Origin of the sequence: Micromonospora sp. NPDC047670 (assembly GCF_043204915.1) — a bacterium.
Lineage (GTDB): Bacteria > Actinomycetota > Actinomycetes > Mycobacteriales > Micromonosporaceae > Micromonospora.
The window spans coordinates 935,628-960,031 of sequence record NZ_JBIDDA010000001.1 but is presented as its reverse complement, the minus strand read 5'-3'; the positions used below and the strand labels follow the sequence as shown (position 1 = coordinate 960,031).

General features: G+C 72.5%; 27 protein-coding genes, 1 tRNA gene and 1 other RNA gene. 19 read left to right on the top strand and 10 right to left on the bottom strand.

Annotated features, from left to right (window positions below; all coding sequences use genetic code 11):
• Positions 1–81: 81 nt before the first annotated feature.
• Positions 82–309 (bottom strand): helix-turn-helix domain-containing protein, encoded by a 228-nt coding sequence (locus tag ACGF7U_RS04640; RefSeq protein ID WP_350685633.1) that lies wholly within the window; start codon positions 307–309, stop codon positions 82–84.
• 216 nt (positions 310–525) lie between these two features.
• Here ACGF7U_RS04640 and ACGF7U_RS04635 point away from each other — a divergent pair, with 216 nt between their 5' ends.
• On the top strand, positions 526–1,035 hold the full coding sequence (locus ACGF7U_RS04635; RefSeq protein WP_393102855.1) for a DUF6912 family protein: 510 nt from the start codon (positions 526–528) through the stop codon (positions 1,033–1,035).
• 49 nt (positions 1,036–1,084) lie between these two features.
• Here ACGF7U_RS04635 and ACGF7U_RS04630 read toward each other — a convergent pair whose 3' ends face one another.
• Positions 1,085–2,155 carry a hypothetical protein gene (locus ACGF7U_RS04630; RefSeq protein ID WP_393102853.1) on the bottom strand — a complete coding sequence of 357 codons (1,071 nt, stop codon included), beginning with the start codon at positions 2,153–2,155 and terminating at the stop codon, positions 1,085–1,087.
• A gap of 370 nt (positions 2,156–2,525) precedes the next feature.
• On the opposite strand from ACGF7U_RS04630, the gene pruA reads away from it, so the two are divergent.
• From pruA to ACGF7U_RS04580, 10 genes are all read left to right on the top strand, one after another.
• On the top strand, positions 2,526–4,154 hold the full coding sequence (gene pruA, locus ACGF7U_RS04625; protein ID WP_393102851.1) for an L-glutamate gamma-semialdehyde dehydrogenase: 1,629 nt from the start codon (positions 2,526–2,528) through the stop codon (positions 4,152–4,154).
• A 99-nt stretch (positions 4,155–4,253) separates the two neighbouring features.
• Positions 4,254–5,057 (top strand): tryptophan 2,3-dioxygenase, encoded by an 804-nt coding sequence (locus tag ACGF7U_RS04620; RefSeq protein WP_393102849.1) that lies wholly within the window; start codon positions 4,254–4,256, stop codon positions 5,055–5,057.
• Between the two features lie 117 nt (positions 5,058–5,174).
• On the top strand, positions 5,175–5,690 hold the full coding sequence (locus ACGF7U_RS04615; protein WP_091097366.1) for a PadR family transcriptional regulator: 516 nt from the start codon (positions 5,175–5,177) through the stop codon (positions 5,688–5,690).
• A gap of 168 nt (positions 5,691–5,858) precedes the next feature.
• On the top strand, positions 5,859–6,980 hold the full coding sequence (prfB, locus tag ACGF7U_RS04610; RefSeq protein WP_393102847.1) for a peptide chain release factor 2: 1,122 nt from the start codon (positions 5,859–5,861) through the stop codon (positions 6,978–6,980).
• 118 nt (positions 6,981–7,098) lie between these two features.
• Positions 7,099–7,779 (top strand): cell division ATP-binding protein FtsE, encoded by a 681-nt coding sequence (ftsE, locus tag ACGF7U_RS04605; RefSeq protein WP_091097362.1) that lies wholly within the window; start codon positions 7,099–7,101, stop codon positions 7,777–7,779.
• A gap of 65 nt (positions 7,780–7,844) precedes the next feature.
• Positions 7,845–8,720 (top strand): permease-like cell division protein FtsX, encoded by an 876-nt coding sequence (gene ftsX, locus ACGF7U_RS04600; protein ID WP_393102844.1) that lies wholly within the window; start codon positions 7,845–7,847, stop codon positions 8,718–8,720.
• 136 nt (positions 8,721–8,856) lie between these two features.
• Positions 8,857–9,336, top strand: coding sequence for an SsrA-binding protein SmpB (gene smpB / locus ACGF7U_RS04595; RefSeq protein WP_357867720.1), 480 nt, complete (start codon positions 8,857–8,859; stop codon positions 9,334–9,336).
• Positions 9,337–9,441: 105 nt separating this feature from the next.
• Positions 9,442–9,817, top strand: a transfer-messenger RNA (tmRNA) gene (ssrA, locus tag ACGF7U_RS04590).
• A gap of 187 nt (positions 9,818–10,004) precedes the next feature.
• A complete protein-coding gene (locus ACGF7U_RS04585; protein ID WP_393102842.1) occupies positions 10,005–10,466 on the top strand; it encodes a hypothetical protein in 462 nt (153 codons plus the stop codon).
• A gap of 41 nt (positions 10,467–10,507) precedes the next feature.
• Positions 10,508–11,479 carry a hypothetical protein gene (locus tag ACGF7U_RS04580; protein WP_393102840.1) on the top strand — a complete coding sequence of 324 codons (972 nt, stop codon included), beginning with the start codon at positions 10,508–10,510 and terminating at the stop codon, positions 11,477–11,479.
• Positions 11,480–11,540: 61 nt separating this feature from the next.
• Here ACGF7U_RS04580 and mdlC read toward each other — a convergent pair whose 3' ends face one another.
• Together mdlC and ACGF7U_RS04570 are read right to left on the bottom strand one after the other, a co-directional pair.
• Positions 11,541–13,136: a benzoylformate decarboxylase gene (mdlC, locus tag ACGF7U_RS04575; RefSeq protein WP_393102838.1), complete on the bottom strand. Its 1,596-nt coding sequence runs from the start codon at positions 13,134–13,136 to the stop codon at positions 11,541–11,543.
• A 59-nt stretch (positions 13,137–13,195) separates the two neighbouring features.
• Positions 13,196–13,999 (bottom strand): S-methyl-5'-thioadenosine phosphorylase, encoded by an 804-nt coding sequence (locus ACGF7U_RS04570; protein WP_393102836.1) that lies wholly within the window; start codon positions 13,997–13,999, stop codon positions 13,196–13,198.
• A 150-nt stretch (positions 14,000–14,149) separates the two neighbouring features.
• Here ACGF7U_RS04570 and ACGF7U_RS04565 point away from each other — a divergent pair, with 150 nt between their 5' ends.
• Positions 14,150–14,740, top strand: a complete 591-nt coding sequence (locus tag ACGF7U_RS04565) for a YqgE/AlgH family protein (RefSeq protein ID WP_393102834.1) — start codon at positions 14,150–14,152, stop codon at positions 14,738–14,740.
• A gap of 88 nt (positions 14,741–14,828) precedes the next feature.
• A tRNA-Ala gene (locus ACGF7U_RS04560) sits at positions 14,829–14,901 on the top strand.
• A gap of 109 nt (positions 14,902–15,010) precedes the next feature.
• Here the strand turns inward: ACGF7U_RS04560 and ACGF7U_RS04555 are convergent.
• Positions 15,011–15,466 (bottom strand): hypothetical protein, encoded by a 456-nt coding sequence (locus ACGF7U_RS04555; protein ID WP_393102832.1) that lies wholly within the window; start codon positions 15,464–15,466, stop codon positions 15,011–15,013.
• Between the two features lie 81 nt (positions 15,467–15,547).
• On the opposite strand from ACGF7U_RS04555, the gene ACGF7U_RS04550 reads away from it, so the two are divergent.
• Positions 15,548–16,060, top strand: a complete 513-nt coding sequence (locus ACGF7U_RS04550; RefSeq protein WP_393102830.1) for a SigE family RNA polymerase sigma factor — start codon at positions 15,548–15,550, stop codon at positions 16,058–16,060.
• The gene (locus ACGF7U_RS04545; RefSeq protein ID WP_393102828.1) at positions 16,057–17,199 is read left to right on the top strand and encodes a TolB family protein; all 1,143 of its coding nucleotides are present in this window, start codon (positions 16,057–16,059) and stop codon (positions 17,197–17,199) included. The genes ACGF7U_RS04550 and ACGF7U_RS04545 overlap by 4 nt, the downstream gene beginning before the upstream one ends.
• Before the next feature lie 33 nt (positions 17,200–17,232).
• Here ACGF7U_RS04545 and ACGF7U_RS04540 read toward each other — a convergent pair whose 3' ends face one another.
• The 4 genes from ACGF7U_RS04540 to ACGF7U_RS04525 form a co-directional block, all read right to left on the bottom strand.
• Positions 17,233–17,841 carry a methyltransferase family protein gene (locus tag ACGF7U_RS04540; RefSeq protein WP_393102826.1) on the bottom strand — a complete coding sequence of 203 codons (609 nt, stop codon included), beginning with the start codon at positions 17,839–17,841 and terminating at the stop codon, positions 17,233–17,235.
• 3 nt (positions 17,842–17,844) lie between these two features.
• Positions 17,845–18,534 (bottom strand): cation diffusion facilitator family transporter, encoded by a 690-nt coding sequence (locus ACGF7U_RS04535; RefSeq protein ID WP_393102824.1) that lies wholly within the window; start codon positions 18,532–18,534, stop codon positions 17,845–17,847.
• Positions 18,531–18,890, bottom strand: coding sequence for an ArsR/SmtB family transcription factor (locus ACGF7U_RS04530; protein ID WP_393102822.1), 360 nt, complete (start codon positions 18,888–18,890; stop codon positions 18,531–18,533). The genes ACGF7U_RS04535 and ACGF7U_RS04530 overlap by 4 nt, the downstream gene beginning before the upstream one ends.
• A 666-nt stretch (positions 18,891–19,556) precedes the next feature.
• Complete coding sequence (locus ACGF7U_RS04525; RefSeq protein WP_393102820.1) at positions 19,557–19,775, bottom strand: carboxymuconolactone decarboxylase family protein; 219 nt, start codon at positions 19,773–19,775, stop codon at positions 19,557–19,559.
• Positions 19,776–19,862: 87 nt separating this feature from the next.
• Here ACGF7U_RS04525 and ACGF7U_RS04520 point away from each other — a divergent pair, with 87 nt between their 5' ends.
• Both ACGF7U_RS04520 and ACGF7U_RS04515 read left to right on the top strand, forming a co-directional pair.
• Complete coding sequence (locus ACGF7U_RS04520; RefSeq protein WP_393102818.1) at positions 19,863–20,738, top strand: sigma-70 family RNA polymerase sigma factor; 876 nt, start codon at positions 19,863–19,865, stop codon at positions 20,736–20,738.
• A 265-nt stretch (positions 20,739–21,003) separates the two neighbouring features.
• Positions 21,004–21,453, top strand: coding sequence for a hypothetical protein (locus tag ACGF7U_RS04515; protein ID WP_393102816.1), 450 nt, complete (start codon positions 21,004–21,006; stop codon positions 21,451–21,453).
• Positions 21,454–21,559: 106 nt separating this feature from the next.
• On the opposite strand, the gene mgrA is transcribed toward ACGF7U_RS04515, so the two are convergent.
• Complete coding sequence (gene mgrA, locus ACGF7U_RS04510) at positions 21,560–22,549, bottom strand: L-glyceraldehyde 3-phosphate reductase (RefSeq protein ID WP_393102814.1); 990 nt, start codon at positions 22,547–22,549, stop codon at positions 21,560–21,562.
• 88 nt (positions 22,550–22,637) lie between these two features.
• Between mgrA and ACGF7U_RS04505 the strand changes: the two genes are divergently transcribed.
• Entirely contained in the window at positions 22,638–23,606 is a 969-nt protein-coding gene (locus ACGF7U_RS04505) for an aldo/keto reductase (protein WP_393102812.1), read from the top strand.
• Between the two features lie 5 nt (positions 23,607–23,611).
• Positions 23,612–24,109 (top strand): hemerythrin domain-containing protein, encoded by a 498-nt coding sequence (locus ACGF7U_RS04500; RefSeq protein WP_393102810.1) that lies wholly within the window; start codon positions 23,612–23,614, stop codon positions 24,107–24,109.
• The last annotated feature ends 295 nt before the right edge of the window (positions 24,110–24,404 follow it).

The window sequence follows — 24,404 nt, the reverse complement described above, 5'->3', positions numbered from 1 at the left end:
TTTGCCTGCGTTTGCCTTCGAACACGTCCCATTCTCGGGCACGGCAGAGCCGCCGGTCAATGCCTGTGGGGATCGGCGCGGTTACTCCGGGTCGCGCTCCGCCAGCGGGTTGCTCCGCACCCACTCGGCCGTCTCGGCGTACTTGCGCTCGATGTACTCCTCCAGCCGGGCGCGCTCGACGCGCCACTGGCCCCGGCCGCCGATCTTGATCGCGGGCAGTTCTCCGCTGCGCACCATGTGGTAGACCTGCGAGTCCGACACGTTCAGCTCGGTGGCCACGTCGGAGAGCAGCAGGAACCTCGGTTCCACGGAAACCCCCGGGGTCGGCGTCGTTTGGTTCAGTTTGCCACCGACAGCCGACAGGGCCCAGCCGGCGGACGGGTACCCGCACCGACGTGTCCGGGGGACACACCGGCCGGGAGCTTCCGCCGGGCAGGTGCGAGGTGTATGACGGTCACGGCGTACGGCATGATCGGCGCCGGACCGGCGGAGGCCGGCGGAGGACCTGAGCGGGGGAGACGACCGGTGACCGAGGAGCTTGTCCGGGTGTACGTGCCGGCGACCGTCCCGATGCTGACCCTCCTGCGCGGGCCCGGCCTGCCCGTGGCCGCCGCGCACGCGGTGACCCCCACCCTGCGGGAGTGGTACGCCGAGGGCGACGAGGAGGAGCTGGAGTACGTCGCGTTCACCCGCGCCGCCCAGGACGCGCTCCAGCTGCTCCGGGCCGACGCCGCCGCGCCGCGCCGCCGCGTGGTCGTCTCGGTGGACCTGCCCGCCTCGGCGGTCGGCCGGGGTGACGGGGAGCTCGGCTCCAGCGCGGTCGACCTGAGCGCGCCCGTGCCCGTCGCCGCCGTGGCCGCGATCCACGTGGACGGCGTCGACGCGGCCGAGGACGTCGCCGCGGCGGCGGAGGTGGTCACCGAGGCCCTCGCGGGCGACCCGGACGCGCAGTTCACGGTCGACGGGGCCGAGGACCACGAGCTGGAGTGGTACGACGTCTCCGAGCTGGACCTGCTGCTCCGCGCCACCTCCTGAGCCGTCCCGTCGCCGACCGCGACGGGACGTCAGCGGGCGGGGGCGGCCGTCAGCGGGCGGGGGCGGCCTCGTCCGGCTCGTCGTCGGACCGGGCCGGGCCCAGGGTGCGGCCGAAGGCGATCATCGCGGTCAGCGCGCCGACGAAGAGCACCCAGATGGCGTTGTCGACCCGCGACGTGCCCAGCGAGGTCTGCGCCACCGCGTCCGCCTCGCTCAGCGCGCCGGCCAGGTCGAGCAGGGAGCGGCCGCCGACCCGGATGACCACCTCGGCGAGGAGCAGGAGCAGGCCCGGGCCGGCCCCGGCCAGCAGGTACGCGGGCCAGCGCGGGGCGGGCGTCGCCGGGTCCCGCCGGGCGGCCCGGCGCCGGGCCCAGGTCAGGTAGCCGAAGGCGAGCAGCCCCGCCACCAGGCCGGCGAGCAGCGACTCGGTGCGCGACACCCACTTGGCGGCGGTGAGCAGCGACTCCTGGGTGTCGCCGGCCCCGAAGAGGTCGAAGAGGGGGTCGCGGGCCCGGCTGAAGGCCACCACGAAGATCAGCGTGCCGAGGGCGGCGGCGACCACGGCCCCGACGACGGGCGCCGTGCGGGCGCCGGCGATGGCCCCGCCGATGGTCGCCGCGGCGGCGGTGGTGCCGGCGATCACGTTGGTGGTCGCGTTGTCGGCGTACGTCAGGTTGATCGCGAACGCGGCGGCGAGCGCAACCAGCAGGCCGGTGCCGATCGCGGCCACGAAGCGCAGGGTGACCCGGTCGCTGCCCCGGCGCGCGAGCAGGTCGACGCCGAAGAGGGCGAAGGCGGCGCCGGCGACCAGCGCGGCCGAGATGACCCCCGGCAGCGCGAACGCGGAGAGGCTGATCGCGGTGACCCCGGCGGCCGCCGAGTCGATCGCCTCGCGGGTCGACCAGAGCATCGCGGCCAGCCAGCCGAGGGCCAGCAGCGCGAGCGCCGGTGCGCCGGGCGCGAGCGACGGAGCGGTCCCGTCCTCCCCGGCGGCCGGCCGGTTTGACCCGACGGCGTCGGCCGGGCCCGGCTGCCGCTCCGGCTCGACGGCGGTCGCGTCGGCCGCCGGAACCGGCTGGTCGGACTCCGCGGCGGCGGAGCTGCCGGGCTGCTTGGTCATCCTCTTCCCTCCGACGGACGCCCGGCCCGCGGCGGGGCCGGCAGTTCACCGGCCACCCAGCGTACGCGCCCGTCGGGTCCGCCCTCCCGCCCACGGCCGCGCCCCGCACGCACTCCCGGCCACGGCTCCGCCCGCCGCCACGGCTCCGCCCGCCAGCGCGTCGGCCGGGTACACGAAGCTCCTGCTCGGCCCGTGGGAGGGCTCCTCCGCCGGTCGGCGGTGGTGGGGGCGGGGTGGGCGGCGAGCCGTGAAACAATCGGGCGAGGTCCCGCCGCCGCGACCGGTCACCCCGCGGCGTCCGGCCCCGGTCGTCCGGCCGGTGCCCGCGGGTCCGATTTCGCCACCGCTGTCGAGATCGCCAGGAGCCCTGATGGACGCCGTGTTCTCCGTACCCGAGCCGCGCAACGAGCCGGTGCGCAACTACGAGCCGGGCAGTGTCGACCGGGAACGGCTCCAGCGGCGGCTGGCCGAGCTGGCCGCCGAGCGGATCGACCTGCCGATGACCATCGCCGGTGAGCAGCGGATGGCCGCCGGCGAGTCGATCGACGTGGTGCAGCCGCACAAGCACGCGCACGTGCTCGGCGTCACCGCGCACGCCACCCACGACGACGCCCGCGCGGCGGTCAAGGCCGCCAAGGACGCCGCCCCCATGTGGCGGGCCCTGCCGTTCCCCGAGCGCGCCGCGATCTTCCTGCGCGCCGCCGAGCTGCTCGCCGGTCCCTGGCGGGACACGCTGAACGCGGCCACCATGCTGGGCCAGTCGAAGACCGCCATCCAGGCCGAGATCGACTCGGCCTGCGAGTTCGTCGACTTCCTCCGGTTCAACGTGCACTTCGCGCGCCGGCTGCTGGAGGAGCAGCCGATGTCGTCGCCGGGCGTGTGGAACCGCTTCGACCACCGCCCGCTGGAGGGCTTCGTCTACGCGATCACCCCGTTCAACTTCACGGCGATCGCCGGCAACCTGCCCTCGGCGCCGGCCCTGCTGGGCAACACGGTGGTCTGGAAGCCGGGCCCGACCCAGCAGTTCGCCGCGCACTTCACCATGCGGCTGTTCGAGGCGGCCGGCCTGCCCCCCGGCGTGATCAACATGGTCACCGGGCGCGGCGAGGAGGTCTCCGACGTCGTGCTCGCCGACCCCGACCTGGCCGGCATCCACTTCACCGGATCCACCAAGGTCTTCCAGCACCTGTGGAGGACCGTCGGCGAGAACATCTCCCGCTACCGGGGCTACCCGCGCCTGGTCGGCGAGACCGGCGGCAAGGACTTCGTCGTCGCGCACACCAGCGCGGACGTCGACGCCCTGCACACCGCGCTGATCCGGGGCGCCTTCGAATACCAGGGCCAGAAGTGCTCGGCGGCGTCCCGGGCGTACGTGCCGCGGTCGCTCTGGGAGGGCGGGCTGCGCGACCGGCTGGCCGCCACCACCGAGTCGCTCACCTACGGCGACGTCGCCGACTTCGCGAACTTCGGCGGCGCGGTGATCGACGCCAAGGCGTTCGACCGGCACAGCGCCGCGCTGGAGCTGATCTCCGGCGACGACGCCTGCCGGATCATCGCCGGGGGCACCGCCGACGACTCCGTCGGCTACTTCGTCCGGCCGACGTTGTTCGAGTGCACCGACGCGGCGCACGAGACGTTCACCACCGAGTACTTCGGGCCGATCCTGGGCGTGCACGTCTTCGACGACGCCCGCTTCGACGACGTGGTCGCGCAGGCCGAGTCGATCGCGCCGTACGCGCTGACCGGGTCGATCTTCGCGACCGACCGCCGGGTGGTGGACGCGGTGGCCGAGAAGATGCGGTACGCGGCCGGCAACTTCTACATCAACGACAAGCCGACCGGCGCGGTGGTCGGGCAGCAGCCCTTCGGCGGCGCCCGGGCCAGCGGCACCAACGACAAGGCGGGCTCCTGGCACAACCTCGTCCGGTGGATGTCGCCCCGGACGATCAAGGAGACCTTCGTCGCCCCCACCGACCACACGTACCCCCACATGGGCTGAACCGGCGACGGCCGTCGGCGGCGCGACCCGCGTCGCCGGCGGCCGGCCCGGCCCTCGCCCGGGCGGCGGGGGCACGCGCCCGGCGGTACCGTGGCCGCTGTGACCCACCCCACCCCCACGCACGACCCCCGCTTCGGCGAGCAGGGTGGCCTGCTCACCTACAGCGACTACCTGCGGCTGGCCGACCTGCTGGCGGCGCAGGTGCCGGAGTCCGACCCGGCCTCCCACGACGAGTTGCTCTTCATCACCATCCACCAGGTCTACGAGCTGTGGTTCAAGCTGCTGCTCTCCGAGCTGAGCGACGCCCGGGACCGGATGCTGGCGGGCGAGACCTACCTGCCCCGGGTGCGGCTGGAACGCTGCCACGTCGTGGAGCGGGTGCTGATCGGCCAGGTCGACGTGATCGACACGATGACCCCGCAGGACTTCCTGGCCTTCCGCACCAAGCTCGCCCCGGCGTCGGGCTTCCAGTCCGCCCAGTTCCGGGAGATCGAGTTCCTCTCCGGCCTGAAGGACCCGGACTACCTGCGCCGGTTCCGGGGGCTGCCCGACGCGGAGCGGGAGCGGCTGGAGCGGCGGCTGGCCGAGCCGAGTCTCTGGGACGGCTTCCTGGCGGTGCTCGGCCGGTCCGGCTTCGACGTCTCCGAGGCGGAGGCCCGCTTCTCGGCGTACGCCGCGATCGCCGCGGACCGGGAGCGGTTCGGGCCGCTGTGGGACCTCGCCGAGGCCCTCGTCGCGCACGACCAGGCGTTCTCGCTGTGGCGGGCCCGGCACGTGCTGATGGCCGAGCGGCAGATCGGCACCAAACCGGGCACCGGGGGCTCGGCCGGCGGGGCGTACCTGCGCTCCCGGGTGGAGACCCGGTTCTACCCCGAGTTGTGGGAGCTGCGCAGCCGGCTCTGAGGCAGCGCGACTGCGGCGCGGACTGTCTCGCGCCGACAGTGCACATAGGAAGCCCTACCGGGTGGCGAAACCGTGAAATCCTGGACGCCACGACGGCAAAGTGGCAGCGTGAGGGGCATGGCGGATTCCGGAGTCAACCCCACGGCGGCGGCCCTGCTCGGGCTGCTCCATGAGGGCCCCATGACAGGTGGCCAGTTGATGGCCGCCGCCGAGCGTCGGCTGGCGCCGTACTGGTCGATGACCCGTAGTCAGGTCTACCGGGAGTTGCCGGTGCTGGCCGAGCGGGGCCTCGTCCGGATGGGCAAGCCCGGGCCGCGCTCCAGCCAGCCGTACGCGATCACCGCAGCCGGGAAACGGACGTTCTCCCGCTGGCTGGCGGAGGACCCGGGGCGGGACACCATCCGCAACCCGATCGCCCTGCGGATCGCCTTCGGCAACCTGCACTCGGCCAGCCAGCTCAAGAACCTCCAGGCCGCGGCCAACGAATACCACACCGAGGCGCTCGCCAAGGTCCGCGAGCAGGTCAAGAACGCCAAGAAGGAAGGCGAGACGTACGACGCCAGCGCGCTGGAGTTCGCCGTCGCCTACCACAAGGCGGCCCTGTCCTGGCTGAAGAGCGCCCCGGTCGGCTGACCGCCCGCGCCGCCCGGCCCGGTCCGCCGCAGGCCGCACGACACCCTTCCGGCTCGTGACGACGGGACGCGCACGCCCACCCCCGCGCCCGGGCGCGGTGACATCTTTCCGCTCGTGACCGCGGGGCTCGCACGCCCACCCCTCGCACGCGCAGTACCCTTGTCTGTCGTGACCGCTGCCGATTACGCCGAACAGCTCAAGGACCTCGACGCCACCCTGCGCAACATCGAGTCGGTGCTCGACATCGACCGGCTGCGGGAGGACAAGGCCCGCCTGGAGCAGGAGGCCTCCGCGCCCGACCTGTGGGACGACCAGGCCAAGGCGCAGCAGGTGACCTCGCAGCTGTCGTACGTCAACGGCGAGATCAGCAAGCTGGGCAGCCTCCGCTCCCGGCTCGACGACGCCGGGGTGCTGCTGGAGCTGGCCGAGGCCGAGTCCGACCCCGGGGTGCTCACCGAGGTCGAGGCGGAGATCGCCGGGCTGACCAAGGCCATCCAGGAGATGGAGGTCCGCACCCTGCTCTCCGGCGAGTACGACTCCCGGGAGGCGCTGGTCGCCATCCGGGCCGGCGCCGGCGGCGTGGACGCGGCGGACTTCGCGGAGATGCTGCTGCGGATGTACCTGCGCTGGGCCGAGCGGCACGGCTACCCGACGGAGGTCTACGAGACCTCGTACGCCGAGGAGGCGGGCCTGAAGTCCGCCACCTTCACGGTGAAGGTGCCCTACGCCTACGGCACGCTCAGCGTGGAGTCGGGCACCCACCGGCTGGTCCGGATCAGCCCGTTCGACAACCAGGGCCGCCGGCAGACCAGCTTCGCCGGCGTCGAGGTGCTGCCGGTGGTGGAGCAGACCGACAGCATCGAGATCCCCGAGAACGAGATGCGGATCGACGTCTACCGCTCCTCGGGCCCGGGCGGGCAGAGCGTCAACACCACCGACTCCGCGGTCCGGATCACCCACATCCCGACGGGCATCGTGGTCACCTGTCAGAACGAGAAGTCGCAGTTGCAGAACAAGGCGTCCGCGCTGCGGGTGCTCCAGGCCCGGCTGCTGGAGCGCAAGCGCCAGGAGGAGCAGGCCAAGCTCCAGGGCCTCAAGACCGACGCCGCCGGCTCGTGGGGCGACCAGATGCGTTCGTACGTCCTGCACCCGTACCAGATGGTGAAGGATCTGCGGACGGAGCAGGAGACGGGCAACCCGTCCTCGGTCTTCGACGGCGATCTGGACGCCTTCATCGAGGCCGGCATCCGGTGGCGCAAGCAGCAGCAGATGGCCGGCGACTCAGCGTGATCATGCGCGGGCGGAGCGCGTCGTCGATCTTCGCGATCCGTGGCAAATAGATGACGCGACTCGCAACGGCGGGGCGTGGGGCTTGGCTCTTCGGTTACACCGCGTAGACTCACCACCCGTGATTCAGCTTGAGCAAGTGACGAAGACGTACCCGAAGGCGTCCCGGCCTTCGCTCGACAACGTGTCCGTCTCGATCGAGAAGGGCGAGTTCGTCTTCTTCATCGGTCCATCCGGCTCCGGCAAGTCCACCATCATCAAGCTGCTGCTGCACGAGGTCTCGCCCAACAAGGGCCGGGTCATCGTCAACAGCAAGGACGTCACGTCGATGCGCTCGTGGAAGCGACCCCACTTCCGGCGTTCCATCGGCTGCGTGTTCCAGGACTTCCGGCTGCTGCCGAACCGCACCGCCTACGAGAACGTGGCATTCGCCCTCGAGGTGATCGGCAAGACCAAGGCGGTCGCCCGCCGGGTCGTGCCGGAGGTGCTGGAGCTGGTGGGGCTCGGTGGCAAGGAGCACCGCTACCCGCACGAGCTCTCCGGTGGTGAGCAGCAGCGGGTCGCCGTCGCCCGGGCGTTCGTCAACCGTCCGCTGATCCTGCTCGCGGACGAGCCGACCGGAAACCTGGACCCGGACACCTCGATCGAGATCATGCGCCTGCTGGACCGGATCAACCGCACCGGCACGACCGTCGTGATGGTCACGCACGACTCCAACATCGTGAACCAGATGCGCCGTCGGGTCATCGAGATCGAGAGCGGCCGCATCGTGCGCGACCAGGCCCGCGGCGTCTACGGCTGAGCCGACGCCACCCCTGCGCAGCCTGACGACGAACACCTCATGCCGGAGACCCGGAGGAAATCCCGATGCGCGTGAAATACGTCCTGTCCGAGGTACTGGTCGGACTGTGGCGCAACGTGACCATGACCATCGCGATGATCATCACGATGGCGGTCTCGCTGACCATGCTCGGCGCCAGCGGTCTCATGTACCGCCAGGTCGACGACATGAAGGACCTCTACTACAAGAACATCCAGGTCTCGATCTTCCTCGACCAGGAGGTGAGCCCCGAGCAGCGTGACGCGCTGGACGCCAAGCTGAAGGGCGACCCGCTGGTCAAGGAGGTCATCTACGTCAACAAGGACGAGGCGTACAAGCGCTTCCAGGAGATGTTCCAGGACGCTCCGGACCTGCTCAGCGCCGTCAAGGCGGACAGCCTGCCCGAGTCGTTCCGGCTCACGCTGAACAACCCTGAGCAGTACAAGAGCATCTACGACCAGTACAAGGACGCCGAGGGGGTCGACGAGATCGTCGACCAGAGCCGGCTGCTGGACAAGATCTTCGACATCCTCACCTCGATCCAGAACATCGCCCTGGCCGCCGCCATCGTGATGGCCGTCGCCGCGCTGCTCCTGGTCGCCAACACGATCCAGGTCGCCGCGTACAGCAAGCGGCGTGAGGTCGCGGTCATGAAGCTGGTCGGCGCGTCGAACTGGTTCATCCAGGCGCCGTTCGTGCTGGAGGCCGTGGTCGCCGGCCTGATCGGCTCGCTGCTCGGCCTGGTGGCCCTGATCGCGGCGAAGTACCTCCTCTTCGACGGGTCACTCCAGGCGCTGCAGGGCCTGCTGTCCCCGGTGAGCTGGGGCGACATCCTGGTGATGTTCCCGCTGATGGCCGGCGTCGGCGGCCTGGTCAGCGCGGTCACCGCCTGGGTCACCCTCCGCTTCTACCTGCGGGTCTAGCCTCCGTACGGCTCGACGGGCCCTTCCGCGCCAGGAATAAACGGCGCGGGAGGGTCCTTGTCGTTCGGGTAGCATGATCTCCGCCCCGCGGCCGGTCGCTCCGGGCGCGGGTTCACACGGAAAGGGGGTGGCGCCGATGCCACGGGAAAAGGGACGCAAGGTCGTCGCCTCCAACAAGAAGGCCCGGCACGACTACTCGATCCTCGACACCTACGAGGCGGGCATGGCGCTGACCGGCACCGAGGTCAAGTCGCTGCGGGCCGGGCGCGCGTCGCTGGTCGACGCGTTCGCGCAGGAACGCAACGGCGAGCTCTACCTGCACGGGATGCACATCCCGGAGTACACGCAGGGCACGTGGACCAACCACGAGCCCCGGCGGACCCGCAAGCTGCTGCTCAAGCGGCTGGAGATCGACCGGCTGATCGGCAAGACCCGCGAGGGCGGCCTGACCATGGTGCCGTTGCAGGTCTACTTCTCCGACGGCTGGGCGAAGGTGGAGATCGCCCTGGCCAAGGGCAAGAAGTCGTACGACAAGCGGCAGGACCTCGCCAAGCGGGACGCGGACCGGGAGATCGCCCGGGTCGCCGGCCGGCGCGGCAAGGGAATGGATGACTGATCTGTCCGCCTTGTCCGGCTCGGCGCGCCGAGCCGGGCCTCGGGATGAAACCCGTTGCGGCAGGCGTTAGGCTTGGTGGAGCCGCCGACAGGGGCGGCCCATCGAGGGGGTGACTGGTTTCGACTTCGTACGTTGCGGCAGGGGAAGCGAGCCGAGGAAGCCGACGTCGTCTCGAGAATCGTTCGTCGGAAACCAATAAGCGCCAAGAACAATCGCGCTGACTTCGCTCTCGCCGCCTGAGGCGAGTAGCAAGTCTGTCGGCCTGGGAGCGCCTTCGACCCAGTTAGCCGGCATCAGCTAGAAGGCTGGCCAATCGGACCCGGTCGCGGGGTCCGTGCGGCGAGATCAATCAGCGACTGGGCCCGTCACACCGACTCGCTCGCGTGATCGGAGGGGCCGAGTAGAGGCACAGCGAGCTGCGCTCGGAGAAGCCCTGACAAGGCGGCGAAGGACCCGGGTTCGATTCCCGGCACCTCCACCACCAGTCGATGCGCCCCGGTCCACCGGACCGGGGCGCATCGTCATGTCCGGGCCCGGCAGGCGGGGCCGATGGGGCGCCGGGGCCGCCTGTTGCCACCGGGGCGGATGTGGCGGCACCGCCCCTGGACAGGGCAGACGCGAGGGTCCACCATCGCTGTACGCGCTCAGACGCGACGCGGGAGGTGCCCATGGTCACCGGTCCGATCCAGCAGCCGTCCACCGTCACCGGGCCGCCCACCGCGCGCCGGCCCTCCGGCACCCCACTGGGTGACCTGCGCGCCCTCATCCGGGCCCTGGCGGCCCCGCCGGCCGACCCGCGCTGGCGGGCACGGGTCCTGCTCCGGCTGGGCCCCGTGCGGCAGGGCTTCGCGGAGCACGTCCGGCTCACCGAGGGACCCGCCGGCCTCTACGCCGAACTGCTCGGGCAGGCGCCCCGGCTGGAACGCGGGGTGCGGCTGCTGGCCCGGGAGCACCTCGCGATCGCCGCCGCGCTGGCCGCCCTGCACCGGGCGGCGGAGCTGCCGGAGGCGTCGGCCGACGACCTGCTCGGCCGGGCCGGGCACCTGGTGCGCGCCCTCGCGCGACACCGGCAGCGCGGCGCGGACCTCCTCTGGCAGGCGTACGAGACGGATCTGGGCGGAGAGACCTGAGGGCGTGGGAACCGGCGGCGACGCCCCGGCGTCCAACCGACATGCGCCGTACCGCCGCCCTGCTGGGCCTGCCTCTGCTGATGATCGTCGCCGGTTGCGCCCCGGCCGGTTCCGAGCCGACGCTGACCGACTCGGAGCCCCGCCGGGACGCGTTCACGTCCAGGGCCACCGAGGTGGCCTCGGCGTGGCGACCGGGCCCGGCGTGGACGACCGGATACCTGCCGTTGCAGGACCCGACGGTCCTGGTGGGCGATCCGGGCTTCACCCCGGACACCGAGGCCGCCTTCCGCAACGGCTGGTACCGCGACCAGGTCGACCTGTCCGCCGCGAAGCCCGCCGACGGCACCGTCCGGTTCCCGGACGGCTCCCTCACCGTTCCGCTGATCAGCGCGGCAGAGGCCTACGGGCAGCTCGACCAGGGCGATCCGCCGCCGTGCGGCGGCCGGCCGAAGGGCCCCGCCGGGCCGAAGTTCCCCGGCCGGCCCGGCGCCGGCGGCCCCACCGTCGAGCCGGGGCCGGACGGCCCGGTCAGCAGCACCCCGTTCACCGCCTGCGTCCCGCTGACGGTCACCGCCGTGCAGCTGGGCGCCGCGCCCGTGCGCACCAGCCGCGGCGAGGCGCAGGTGCCGGCGTGGCTGTTCACCGTCGAGGGGCTCTCCGCGCCGGTGGCCCGGATCGCCGTGGCGCCGTCGGCCGTCGCCGCCGCGCCCGAGCCGACCGCGCCGGCGAACCCCGCCCCGCAGGGCGTGGTCGGCGCCCAGGACCTCAGGTCCGTCGACGGCGCCACGCTGACCTGGCGGCTCGGGGTGGGTAGCTGCGACACCGCGATCACCCCGCTGGTGCAGGAGCGCGACGACGTGGTGGTGGTCGGCGGCGGCGTCACCACCGCCACCGGCCCGTGCAACGCGATGATGAAGCTCGAACCGGTCACCGCCACGCTGAAGGCGCCGCTCGGCGACCGGCCGGTGCTCGACGTGCTCACCGGCGCGCCACTGCGCCTCACCGTGAGCTGACGCCGGCGGCCCACCGCTCGGATCGCCGCGCGGAGCGGGTCGGTGCGGGCGGGGCGGCGGGTCACAGGAGCCGGGGCACCTCCGTGCTGACCGGCACCGGCAGCACCGTCGGACCGTCCGCCCGCAGTCCGGCGGCCAGCGCGTCGCCGAGCTGGTCCGGGGTCTCCACCACCGCCGTCGTGCAGCCGTAGCCGCGGGCGATGGCGGTGATGTCCAGCCCCGGCAGGTCCAGCCCGGGCACCCCGGGCGTCTGCTTGAAGTCGGCGAAGGCCTTCAGGATGGCGTACTGCTGGTTGACCGGCACCACGACGACCAGCGGCAGCCGCAGCCGCGCGGCGGTCCAGAGGGCCTGCACGGAGTAGTGGAACGAGCCGTCCCCGATGACCGCGACCACCGGGCGGCCCCGGCCGGTGTCGCGCTGCGCGAGCGCGATGCCGACCGCCGCCGGCAGGCCGAACCCGAGGCCCCCGCTGGCCATCGTGACGTACGACCCCGGCCGGGTGCTGCGCAGCCGCCGGCGCAGCGCGGGCAGGTTCGAGGGCGACTCCTGGACCAGCACCCCGTCGGCGGGCCAGTGCCGGGCCAGGGCCGCGAAGAGCGCGTCCGGGGCCAGCGGCAGCCCGTCCGGCGGCGGGGGCGGGGCGGGGCGCGGCGGCGGCGCCGACCGGTCCGCCGCCGGCAGCAGGTCCACCAGGGCGGCCAGGGCCAGCCCCGCGTCACCGAGCAGGCTGTCGCCGACCGGGGCGCGGGCGGCCTCGTCCGGGTCGTCGGTGACGTGCAGCAGGCGGGCGCCGACGGGGAGGTGGTCGCCCGGCACGTGCGGGTAGTAGCGGAACACCGGCGCGCCCACCACCAGCACGGTGTCGTGCCCGTCCAGGGCCTCCGCCAGCGGTCGCATCGCGAAGGGGAGCACCCCGCGGAAGTGCGGGTGGTCCTCGGGGAAGGCGGCCCGTTCCGGGGCGGGAGCCGACCAGACGGGCGCCGCGAGCCGCTCCGCCAGCGCCACCGCGGCCGGCCACCCGCCGGCCCGGTCCACGGCCGCGCCGAGCACCAGCGCGGGCGCCTGGCTGGCGGCCAGCACGGCGGCGAACTCCCGCAGCCGCTGCGGGTCGGGCGCGAACCGGGTGGCCACCGTACGCACCGGCGGGGGCGGGCCGGCGGGCTGCGCCCAGTCGTCGAGGGGGAGGGAGAGGAAGACCGGCCCGGCGGGCGGCTGCACGGCGGTCGCGTACGCCCGCATCAGCGCCGCCGGAACGTCCTGCGCCCGGACGGGCTCGTGGCTCCACTTCACGTACGGCTGGGGCAGCTCGGTGGCCCGCCGGCTGGTCAGCCGGGGCTCGAGCAGCAGCATGTCCCGGGTCTGTTGGCCGGCGGTGACGATCAGCGGGGTCCGGTTGTGCCACGCGGTGACCAGGTTGCCCATGCCGTTGCCCGTGCCGGGCGCGGTGTGCAGGTTGACGTGCGCCGGCCGGCCGGTGGCCTGGGCGTAGCCGTCCGCCATCCCGACCGCCGACGCCTCGTGCAGGGCGAGCACGTAGTGGAAGTCGTCCGGGAAGTCCCGCAGGAACGGCTCCTCGGTGGAGCCCGGGTTGCCGAAGACGGTGGTCAGGCCGAGGGCACGCAGCAGGTCGTACGTGGTGTCGCGGACCGTTGCCATCGTCCCTGAATGTATCGGGGCGGCTCGGGCAGCTCGGGCTTTTCGCCGCTGCCCGTCCCTCAGGGCAGGGTGATGGGGAGCGTGATGCCCTCCAGGGCCCGGCCGCAGTCGCAGTCCCGCTCGGCGGGCAGCGCGGCGATCGCCTCCAACAGCAGGCCCCGCAGCCGGTCGGTGTTCTCGCCGAAGACCCGGAACACCTCCTCGTGCGTCACCGCTTCGCCGCCCTCCACGCCCGCGTCGTGGTCGGTGACCAGGGCGATGGAGGAGTAGCAGAGGGCGAGCTCGCGGGCGAGGACCGCCTCCGGGTGCCCGGTCATGTTGACCACCGTCCCGCCCATCGAGGCGTACCAGCGCGACTCGGCGCGGGTGGAGAAGCGCGGGCCCTCGACCACCACCACCGTGCCGCCGTCCACCGCCGGGACGTCCCGCCGGGCCGCCGCCGCGAGCAGCGTGCGCCGACCGGCCGGGCAGTACGGGTCGGCGAACGAGACGTGCACCGCGCCCCGGTCGAAGTAGGTCTGCGCCCGCCCGCTGGTGCGGTCGATGAGCTGGTCCGGCACCACGAAGGTGCCCGGCCCGAGTTCCGGCCGCAGCCCGCCCACCGCGCAGGGGGCGAGCACCTGGCGTACGCCGAGGGAGCGCAGCGCCCAGAGGTTGGCCCGGTAGGGGATCAGGTGCGGCGGGTGGCGGTGGTCACGGCCGTGGCGGGGCAGGAAGGCCACCCGCCGGCCGCCCACCTCCGCGACGGTGACCGCGTCGGACGGCGGCCCGTACGGCGTGTCCACCTCGTGCTCGGTCGCGCCGTCGAGCAGCGCGTAGAGCCCCGAGCCCCCGATCACCGCGACTTCCGCCGTGACACCCATCGGTCCTCCCTCAGGTCTGTCGATCACCCGACCGTCAGACCTTAGCCACCGCCCCGAGGGCAGGCTATGGTGCCAGGCATGGCGTTGACAGCGCGGATGGCACCGGTGCCCCCGGGCGTCCCGGTGCGGTCGGTCTGACGGGTGTCCGGCATGCAGGGAGAGGGGCAGGCGATCGGCGGGCGGGCTACGGGGTCGATGACCGGGCGGCTGCTGGTCGCGACGCCGGCGCTCAAGGACCCGAACTTCGACCGTACGGTCGTGCTGCTGGTCGCGCACGAGCCCGGCGGCGCCCTCGGCGTGGTGCTCAACCGGGCCACCGAGGTGCCGGTCGCCGACGTGCTCGGCGACTGGAGCGACCTGGCCCGCGATCCGGCGGTGCTCTTCGAGGGCGGGCCCGTGCAGCCCGACTCGGCGATCTGCCTGGCCCGGATGCGCCACCCGGTGCAGCGGCTCAAGGGCTTCCACCAGGTCTCCGGCGCGGTCGGCACCCTCGACCTGTCGGTGGACCCGGAGCGGCTGCGGGAGGGCATCAGCGGCATCCGGGTCTTCGCCGGCTACTCCGGCTGGGGCTCCGGCCAGCTTGAGCAGGAGATCGAGGACGGCTCCTGGTTCGTGCTGGACGCGCTTCCCGGCGACGCCTTCGTCGACCGGCCCGACGACCTGTGGCCGATGGTGCTGCGCCGGCAGGGCGGCATGATGGCGGCGGTCGCGCACTTCCCGCCGGACGTGGCGCTCAACTGAGCCGCCGGCGGGTCAGGACCCCGCGAGATGACCATGCGACGGGGGCTGTGTATAGTTCTCTCGTGCCCGGGCGACCGGGACGAGGCAAGGGGCCGTGGCGCAGCTGGTAGCGCACCACACTGGCAGTGTGGGGGTCAGGGGTTCGAGTCCCCTCGGCTCCACCCTTGCGAAACGCCCTGGTGCGGGACACGATCCCCACCAGGGCGTCTTTCGTTCCCGTTGCCCTCGGCCCGCCCGGTCGTCGAGGGGTGCTCGGCACGTCAGGCGTCGTCAGTGCCAGTTGTGGAACTCGAGCACCTGGCAGACCAGGACGGCTCCGCCGGTGCGGGCCGAGAGTTCCTCGGCGTCGCGCAGCGCGAACCGGACCGGCCAGCTCGCGCCGAGCCTCAGGTGGCGTCTCGTGTCCGTGGCCGGCAGGAGCAACTGGTACGGCTGTAGCGGCCCGCGTGGAGTCGGCCGATTCTCCTCAGGCCACAGCCGCCGCTGCTGCCCGCCGTGACAGAGCGCGATCCGGGCCATCAGGCTCAGGGTGGTGTAACCCATCGGTATCGCGCGGTGGAGCTCGTCGGCGGACGGTACGCGATCGGCCGGGAACACCCGCGACGGCTGCTCGTGCGCCCAGTACAGCAGGCCGGGCCAGGGCAGCGCGCTGTCGAAGGGGTTGCCGCCGTGCGCGGGCCAGTCGATGCCGCGGTGCGTGTCGGCGGTCGCGCCGTTGCTCTCCACGACCGCGACTGTACCGAGGAGACGGATGCAGCAGACTGCGCTGGTTCCGCGTTCTTATGGGCATGAACCGCGGGAGATCTCATGGATCCTGAGAGCCGGCAGGACTTCACCGCCTTCGTGGAAGCACGGTCGCATGCGCTGTTTCGTATCGCGTTGGCCCTGACCGGTCACCGACAGCAGGCCGAGGACCTGTTGCAGACGGTGCTGGCCAAGGCGTACCGCCACTGGGGGGACGTCCGTCACGGGCACCCCGAGGCGTATCTGCGCAGGGCCCTGTACCGCCAGCAGGTGAGCTGGTGGCGTCGGCCGATGCGGGGTCGCGAGGTGACCACCGGGCGGCTGCCCGACCCGCCCGGCGCCGACCCGACCGAGCAGGTCGACCTCAGCCTGGCGTTGCGGGAATCCATGAAGAGGCTGGCGCCGAAGCAGCGGGCAGTGCTCGTCATGCGGTACCTGGACGACCTGCCCGACGAGAAGATCGCCGAAATCCTGCGCTGCCGGCCGTCGACGGTACGCAGCCAGGCCGCCCGAGCCCTCGACCGACTCCGCGCGCTCTGCCCGGAACTAGACCACCGTCAGGAGGTTCACCAGTGAGTACCCGGCTGGAAACCGCTGTTCGCGACGCGCTCGACGAACTCGCCGACGCCGCTCCGCCACCCCACCTGGCCCAGGGTGCGATCCGCAGGGCCAACCGGCAGCGGGTGGCGCGGTTCGCCGTTGCCGGAGTCGCCGCGGTGACGGCGGTGTTCGTCGCCGTACCGTTGGCTCTCGGTGGCGCGGCCGGGACGGATCGCGCCCCGGCACCCGACGTCGCCGGCCAGTTGCCGGTCACCAAGCCCTTCGTCGTGACGGCCTACGGTGGCGTCAACGGTGCGGCGGACCTGGGCCCGGCGGACGACTACTCGCTGCTGCTCGACCCCGCGACCGGCAGCTACGAGAAGATCCCGTACAACCAGGCCGTGCCGTCTCCGGACGGCGGCCAGGTGCTGGTGCACCAGGGGGACAACAGCAGGGCGCATCCGTCGAGGAGGGGCCTGCTGGATCGAAAGAGCGGGAAGGTTCGGTGGCTGCCCGGTGATGCCGGATACACCTCCGGCGCGACGTGGTCGCCCGACGGCCGGCAGCTCCTGATCACCAACCAGCCGAAGGCCGGTCCGGGCGCCGGCTTCCTGATCGTGGACGTGGCGACCCTGACCGCTCGCGAGGTCGAGGTGCCCGACGTCAGGACGCGGAACGCCGGTGGGGCGACCTTCGTCTGGACGCCGGACGGAAAGGGGGTGGCGCTCACCCACTCCGTCAACCGGAGCGAGAGCGAGCCGGCGCAGGCGACCGCCATCGGCTTCTACGACCTCGCCGGAAGATCGACCCGCACCGTCCCCGTCACGGGTGGAACCGCGGGCGTGAACGGCGCGTTCTCCGCCGACGGCAGTCGGGTCGCTCTGCACGAGCCCGCCAGTGGCAAGATCCGGATCGTGGACGCGGCTACCGGTGCCGTCCGGCAGGAGTTCTCCGTGCCGACCGCCGTAGTGCTGGGTTGGTACGACAGCGAGCATCTGATCGTCAGGACCCATGGCGATCGTGCATCCGCCGGGCAGCCGTTCCTCAACGTGGTCGACCTGACCGGAAAGGTGAAGCGGACGGTACCGTTCGCGGCGGGGGCGGCCACCGCCCAGCAGGTCCATGTCGGGTCGTCGGAGAACCTGCCGGCGGGTGCCGAGAAACTCGCGTTCTGAGCGGCGGATCCGCCGCGACGTCCGGTCGCCCGGTCATGTCCGACGTAGCCGGCCGAGCCCGGGGAGGAAGCGTCCGACGCCGGCCGCGTAGTGCCGGTAGGCGTCGCCGTGGGTGGTGATCAGGTATGGCTCCTCGACGGCGCGGACCTGCAGTTGCAGCGCGGCGACCAGGACCAGCCAGGCGGTGACCGAGACGATGTTGGGCACCATGAGGGTCAGGCCCAGGCTGGTGGTGGCCATGGCGGTGAAGATGGGGTTGCGGGCGAGCGCGAACGGGCCGCTGGTCACCAGGCCGGTGCGTTCGGTCGGGTCGACCCCGATGCGCCAGGAGGCCCCCATGGCCAGCTGGGCGGCGAGCGTGGCGGCGATGCCGGCGACGGTGAGGGCCAGGCCGACGACGTGCGGGGCGCGGTGGTCGAGCCCGGCCGGTGACGACAGGCCGGCGAGCGCGGCGACCGGTCCGCCGAGGCCGAGCGCGAGGGCGGCGACGAACAGCAGCTTGGCCCACCAACGCAGGGTGCCGGCCGGGCCGGCGTCGAGGCGCAGGCCGGTGTCGCCGGTGCTGCGCCACTGGGCCAGGGTGCGCCAGCCGAAGGCGATCAGCAGGCCCAGCAGGTAGAGCGCGAGTGCGAGCCAGGCCACGGGTTACGCCTTTCCTTCCGAGCAGCAGCCGTCGGCGCAGGCCGGGCCCTGGTCGGCCGCGACGGGTCGGGGCGCACAGTCGTCGCAGTGCTCACCGCGCCAGGCCTCGACGCCTTCCTTGACCGCGACCCCGGCGATGACGAGCGCGGCGATCGGGTCGGCCCACGACCAGCCCCAGGCGGCGTTGAGGACCAGGCCGACGAGCAGCACCGCGGAGAGGTACGTGCACAGCATGGTCTGCGTCGAGTCGGCCATGACGGTGGCCGAGCCGAGCTCCCGGCCGGTGCGCCGCTTGGCCCGTACGAGCAGCGGCATCACGATCAGCGACGCGACGGCGAGGCCGATGCCCACCGGGCTGGCGTCGGCGTCGCCCCCGCCGAGCAGCGAGCGGGCGGCGTCGAACGTCACCCAGGCGGCCAGGGCGAAGAACGACAGGCCGATCAGCCGCAGCGCTAGCCGCTCCCGTTCCTCGGGCACCCGGGAGCGGAACTGCCAGATCACCACGGCGGCGCTGGACACCTCGACGAACGAGTCCAGGCCGAAGCCGATCAGCGCCGTGGAGGAGGCGGCGGCGCCGGCGGCGATGGCGACCAGGCCCTCCAGGAGGTTGTAGCCGGCCGTCGCGTATGCCAGCCACAGGCTGCGCCGCGACAACACCGCCCGCCGCTCCGGAGCCAGCAGCGGCGCGCTCACGCGCCCACCCCGGCCGGGGACGCGGCCGGCGTTCCGTAGACCGGGCAGAGCGCGACCGCCTCGCCCGTGGCGGCGAGGACCTGCTCCGCCGAGCGGAGCAGGTCCAGCAGTTCCGGCCGGGTCAGCGTGTAGAACGACTGGCGGCCCTCGGCCCGGTAGTCGACCAGGGCGCAGTCCCGCAGGCACGCCAGGTGCTTCGACACCGTCGACTGCGCCAGCCCCAACTCGCCGGTCAGGTCGACCACCCGCGCCTCCCCGGCCGCGAGCCGGCTCAGGATGGCCAGCCGCGTCGGGTCACCGAGCGAGCGGAACAAGGCCACGGCGGGCGCGAGCCCGGGAGTGCAATCAATCGCCACGGGGCGATGATAGCGCCCTGTCGGCATCTTTCTGAGCGGCCCCGCCCGGCGGTCAGGGCGAGGGAGTCCGCGTCCGGTCGGTCGCGGACGACAGCGGACGGACACAACCCGCACGTGGCGCCCCGACGCCCGTCGCACCGCCGGCAACCGCAGCGCACCTCTCCGGGCTCTTCACGATCGAGGATGTCGGGCCGGTCTGAAGCCGCTGGTCTTGAGCAGGGATCCGGCGATGTAGTTGGTCAGGTTGCGAACCCGAGGGCAGATCCGCGGAGGTGCGCGAGCCGGCCGTTGACGGTCAGGGTGCTGGACCACGATGGCTGCCAGCACCCACCGCAGCCCGCGAACGCACTCCTGAGAAGTGCGGCGCCCCCGCAGCAGGCCCGTCGAGGGATCGCCGGGATCCTTCGACGGGCCCTGTCGCCGAGGCTCATCCCCAGGTCTGGCCGGCCGGTTCCTTGATGGTGCGGTTGATCCGGTTGAAGAAGTTGGTCAGTGCGATCTCCAGGTTGATCGCGCCGATCTGCTCCTCGGTGAAGTGGGCGTTGACCCCTTCCCAGATCTCGTCGGTGACTCCCTCCGCGCCGTCCTGCAGCCGGGTGGCGGCCTCGGTCAGCGCCAGTGCCGCGCGCTCCGCATCGGTGTAGAAAGGCGCCTCACGCCACGCCGCTACGTTGTGCAGCGCTCGTCGGTGTCACCGGCCTTCTTCCCCCCGGCGACACTGGCGTAGACGCACGCCGAGCAGCTGTTGATCTGGCTGGCGCGCAGATGGACCAGCGCGAGCAGCTTCGGGTCGACGCCCCCAGCGGCGATCGCCTTCTGCAGGTGTCCGACCGCCTTCCACACGTCGGGGTTGTTGGTGTTCTTGTTCTTCAGTCGGTTCTGCATGGCAGGGTGCTCTCCTTGGCCGCGGTTACCTTGCGGGGCTGGTGCCCGTCACCCCTATGACGCAGCAGCTTCCAGGGAGGTAACAGCATGTCCGGCACTCATCCAGCCGACGCGATCGCCGCAGCGTTCGAGGCGCACCGCGACCGGCTCACCGCCGTCGCCTACCGCATGCTCGGCTCGCACGCCGACGCGGACGACGCGGTCCAGGAGGCGTGGCTGCGTCTGGCCCGCCAGGGCACCGACACCATCGACAATCTCGGCGGCTGGCTGACCACCGTGGTCGGCCGCATCAGCCTCGATCTCCTACGCTCGGGCCGCACGCGCCCCACAGTCCCACTGGACGACCAGTTGCCCGACCTCACCGTGACGCTCGACGATGCCCCGGCTGCGGAAGAGCTTGTGGCGCTGGGCGACTCGGTGGGCCTGGCGCTGTTGACGGTCCTGGACTCGCTGCGCCCCGACGAGCGCCTGGCGTTCGTGCTGCACGACGTGTTCGCCGTCTCCCACGGAGAGATCGGCACTATCCTCGGCAGGACCGCCGACGCGACCAAGATGCTCACCAGCCGCGCCCGCCGGAAGGTGCAGGCCGCCCGGCAGTCGGCAAGCGACCGACGGCGGCACCGCGAGGTGGTCGCGGCGTTCTTGGCCGCGGCCCGCGAAGGCCGGTTCGAGCGTCTGTTGGAAGTTCTTCACCCCGAAGTGAGATTCACCGTCCACACCCCGGACGGTCAGTTCGTCACGCTCGGAGCCACCGAAGTCGCCACCCGCGCCCGAGTGGCCGGCAGCGCAGCACGAGGACACGCGGCCACCGTCAACGGCCGCCCCGGCGTCATCTCCTGGAACGAGAACGGTACCCCGCTGTCCGTGCTCGCCTTCACCGTCGCCGACGGCCGCATCACCGAGATCACCGCTGTGATCGACCCAGCCAAGCTCGCGCTCATCGACCTGCCAGATCCAGCGTGAACCGCCAATGCCCGCGCCACGCCCTACACCCGCGACTGTGAAGCGCCCCTTTCCGGCAGCGGAACTGTGTGCTGCTCGTCATAGTCGAAGGTCGGCAATGCATATCTCGATGCCACCCCTGGTGGAAATGGCCGGGATAGTCGTCGGGCACACGTCGGCGGTGTCGTGGTGTCGACCCGCGCCATACACCGCCCCGCGCTCGAATCGCCAATCTGTTCCGGCAGGCAGGTCGTTCGGTGAGGGGGGAGAACGGATGTTCCGGATCATGCGGAGAACCGCGGTCGCGCTGACGGCGGCGGTGGCAGTGGTCGGGGTGGCGGGCGCCCCGGCGCAGGCGGCGGCCAACCCGTACACGCCGGAGGCGGTGTGCGGCTTCGGGTACACGCGGGTCGACCAGGATCCGATCCGCAGGGACACCGGCGAGCTGCTGGGCAGCGTTCACCTGCTGCGCAACCACATGACCGGGTACGCCTGCGTGGTCACGCTCAAGTCGGCGTACGTCGGGGTGGCGACCCGGGCCCTGGCCTACGTCGACACGGACCACGCGCCGGAGGTCGCGGACGAGGGGCTGAAGTTCTACTTCGCCGGCCCGGCGAAGACGTACGCGGGCCCGAACTGCGTGCTCTGGGGCGCCCTCATGGCGGACTCGTCGGGCACGGTCTGGTACCACCAGCGGGCCAACCCGGCCGTCGGTGGAATCGTGACCTGTTTCTGACCGACGGGGCGCGGAAACGGAGACGGGCGGGCCGGTGATCCGATTTCACCGGTCCGCCCGGATCGCGTCCGGCGGCGCTTCGGATTCCGCCCGGAAGCGACGCGTGTCAGCCGAGGTGCCGCTCGATCTCGGCCAGTTCCTCGGCGGTGAAGTCGAGGTTGTCCAGCGCGGCGATGTTCGCCTCCAGTTGGGGCACGCTGCTCGCCCCGATGATCAGGCTGGTCATCCGCGGGTCGCGCAGCGCCCAGGCGAGCGCGAGCTGCGCCAGCGACTGGCCGCGCCGTTGGGCGATCGCGCCGAGCGCCCGGATGGTGGCCATCTTCTCCTCGCCGAGGTCGCTCTCGTTGAGGAAGACGCTGGTGCGTACCCGGGAATCCTCGGGGATGCCGCCCAGGTAGCGGTCGGTCAGCAGGCCCTGGGCGAGCGGACTGTAGGCGATGCAGCCCGCGCCGACCCGCTCCAGTGTGTCCAGCAGGCCGTCGTCCTCGGTCCAGCGGTTGAGCATCGAGTACGACGGCTGGTTGATCAGCAACGGCGTGCCCAGGTCACGCAGGATGGCGGCGGCCCGCTCGGTCTGCTCCGAGTCGTAGTTGGAGACCCCGACGTAGAGCGCCTTGCCGGAGCGGACGATGGCGTCGAGCGCGCCCATCGTCTCCTCCAGCGGCGTGTCCGGGTCGAAGCGGTGCGAGTAGAAGACGTCGACGTAGTCCAGCCCGAGGCGCCGCAGCGACTGGTCCAGCGAGGAGACCAGGTACTTGCGGGAGCCCCATTCGCCGTACGGGCCCGGCCACATCAGGTAGCCGGCCTTGCTGGAGACGACCAGCTCGTCCCGGTACGCCTTCAGGTCGGTGGCGAGCATCCGGCCGAAGTTCTCCTCGGCGGCGCCCGGCGGCGGCCCGTAGTTGTTGGCCAGGTCGAAGTGGGTCACGCCGAGGTCGAAGGCGCGGCGGACGATGTCGCGCTGCCGCTCGTACGGCCGGTCCGGGCCGAAGTTGTGCCACAGCCCGAGCGAGATCGCGGGCAGCCGCAGCCCGCTGCGCCCGCTGCGCCGGTAGGTCATCTTGTCGTAGCGCTCATCCGCGGCGAGGTAGGTCACGACCGAGACCCTATCCCCGCCGGTTCCGGCCGGTGCCGGCCACCGCGAACGGGCCTGGCGCAACGGACACCGGGGTAGTTTCGGGACCATGCGTTTCGTCACGCTCGACACCCCGAAGCCCCTGTCCAAGATCGGCCTCGGCACCTGGCAGTTCGGGTCCCGGGAGTGGGGCTACGGCCCCGAGTACGAGCGCCGGGCGGTGGACATCGTCCGACGGGCCGTCGAACTCGGCATCACCCTCTTCGACACCGCCGAGCTGTACGGCTTCGGCCGCAGCGAGCGGATCCTCGGGGAGGCGCTCGGCGACGACCGGCACAAGGTCGTGCTCGCCACCAAGATCTTCCCGGTCCTGCCGGTCGCCCCGGTCGTGCAGCAGCGGGCGGTCGCCTCCGCCGCCCGGCTCGGCGTCAGCCACCTCGATCTCTACCAGGTGCACCAGCCGCACCCGCTGGTCGCCGACCACACCACCATGCGCGGCATGCGCGCGTTGCAGGACGTCGGGCTCGTCGGCGAGGTCGGGGTCAGCAACTACGGCCTGCGCCGCTGGCAGGTCGCCGAGGCCGCGCTCGGCCGGCGGGTGCTGAGCAACCAGGTCCGGTACAGCATGGTCGACCGCGGGCCCGAGCACGACCTGCTGCCGTACGCGCGGCAGGCCGGCCGGGTCGTCATCGCGTACAGCCCGCTGGCCCAGGGCTTCCTGTCCGGCCGGTACGACGCGAGGAACCCGCCGAGCGGGGCGGTGCGCCGGGCCAACCCGTACTTCCTGCCGGAGAACCTGGAACGCGGCGCGACGCTGATCGACACCCTGCGGCAGGTGGCCGACGCGCACGACGCCACCCCCAGCCAGATCGCCCTGGCCTACCTGCTGCGCCACCCCTGTGTGGTGGCCATCCCCGGCGCCTCCGGCGTCGAGCAGGTGGAGCGCAACGCGGCCGCCGCCGAGATCGACCTGGCCGACGACGAGTACGCCGCGCTGGCCCGCGCGGCGAAGGAGTTCCGCCCGATCACGGGGCTGGCGGCGATGCCCCGCCTGCTCCGGGCCAGAACCGGAAGGTGAGCCCGATGGACGACATCACCGCGCTGATCCTCGACGACCACGCCGCCTTTCGGCGAGGCTTCGCCCGCCTCGACGACGCCCGCGACGAACACGAGCTGCTGGCGATCTGGGACGCGCTCGCGCTGCACCTCGACATCCACGCCGAGGCGGAGGAGGCGATCCTCTACCCGCACCTCGTACGCCACGGCGACGACGGCGTGGCCGAGACCGTCGACGCGGTCGGCGACCACAACAAGATCCGTGACGCGGTCGCCGAGTCCAAGCTGCACCCGGTGGGCTCCGAGGAATGGTGGGCGGCGGTGTGGCAGGCCCGCCGGGAGAACAGCGAGCACCTCGCCGAGGAGGAGGACGAGGCGCTGCCGGACTTCCGCCGGCACGCGAGCGTCGAGCTGCGGGCCGAGCTGGGCCGGCGCTGGCTGACCTTCTACGGCGAGCACAAGAACGGCCGCGACCTGCCCTTCACCGACAAGGACCCGCAGCGCTACGTCGACGAGCACCGCTGACGCCCGGCCGGCGCCGGTCTGCCACCGCCCGCCGGCCTCTGCCTGCCGCCTCGCCGTCCGCCGGTCCCTGCCGGCCGTCCGCCGGTCCCTGCCGTCCGCCGGTCGCTGTCGGCCGCCGGCCGCGCGCCGGCCTCGGCCTGCTCGCCCACGGGCCCTGTCGGGCTGATGTCGCGAACGACTCAGCTCGACAGGGCGGCAGGAGAGCGTCCGGGCCGGACCGGCTCCGCCGCGCACCGCCCCCCGGCGGGCCGGGCCGCCGATCTCCCCGACGCGGGGGAGTCGGGCCGGGGCGGGC

Excerpts from the sequence above, each read along its gene's own strand:
- ACGF7U_RS04520 (WP_393102818.1), top strand. The coding sequence starts at position 19,863 with ATGTCCGGCACTCATCCAGCCGACGCGATCGCCGCAGCGTTCGAGGCG.
- ACGF7U_RS04580 (WP_393102840.1), top strand. The coding sequence starts at position 10,508 with ATGCGCCGTACCGCCGCCCTGCTGGGCCTGCCTCTGCTGATGATCGTC.
- mdlC (WP_393102838.1), bottom strand. The coding sequence starts at position 13,136 with ATGGCAACGGTCCGCGACACCACGTACGACCTGCTGCGTGCCCTCGGC.
- ACGF7U_RS04570 (WP_393102836.1), bottom strand. The coding sequence starts at position 13,999 with ATGGGTGTCACGGCGGAAGTCGCGGTGATCGGGGGCTCGGGGCTCTAC.
- ACGF7U_RS04550 (WP_393102830.1), top strand. The coding sequence starts at position 15,548 with ATGGATCCTGAGAGCCGGCAGGACTTCACCGCCTTCGTGGAAGCACGG.
- ACGF7U_RS04615 (WP_091097366.1), top strand. The coding sequence starts at position 5,175 with ATGGCGGATTCCGGAGTCAACCCCACGGCGGCGGCCCTGCTCGGGCTG.
- ACGF7U_RS04585 (WP_393102842.1), top strand. The coding sequence starts at position 10,005 with ATGGTCACCGGTCCGATCCAGCAGCCGTCCACCGTCACCGGGCCGCCC.
- ACGF7U_RS04505 (WP_393102812.1), top strand. The coding sequence starts at position 22,638 with ATGCGTTTCGTCACGCTCGACACCCCGAAGCCCCTGTCCAAGATCGGC.
- ACGF7U_RS04500 (WP_393102810.1), top strand. The coding sequence starts at position 23,612 with ATGGACGACATCACCGCGCTGATCCTCGACGACCACGCCGCCTTTCGG.
- ACGF7U_RS04630 (WP_393102853.1), bottom strand. The coding sequence starts at position 2,155 with ATGACCAAGCAGCCCGGCAGCTCCGCCGCCGCGGAGTCCGACCAGCCG.
- ACGF7U_RS04565 (WP_393102834.1), top strand. The coding sequence starts at position 14,150 with ATGCAGGGAGAGGGGCAGGCGATCGGCGGGCGGGCTACGGGGTCGATG.
- ACGF7U_RS04515 (WP_393102816.1), top strand. The coding sequence starts at position 21,004 with ATGCGGAGAACCGCGGTCGCGCTGACGGCGGCGGTGGCAGTGGTCGGG.
- smpB (WP_357867720.1), top strand. The coding sequence starts at position 8,857 with ATGCCACGGGAAAAGGGACGCAAGGTCGTCGCCTCCAACAAGAAGGCC.
- pruA (WP_393102851.1), top strand. The coding sequence starts at position 2,526 with ATGGACGCCGTGTTCTCCGTACCCGAGCCGCGCAACGAGCCGGTGCGC.
- ACGF7U_RS04525 (WP_393102820.1), bottom strand. The coding sequence starts at position 19,775 with ATGCAGAACCGACTGAAGAACAAGAACACCAACAACCCCGACGTGTGG.
- ftsX (WP_393102844.1), top strand. The coding sequence starts at position 7,845 with ATGCGCGTGAAATACGTCCTGTCCGAGGTACTGGTCGGACTGTGGCGC.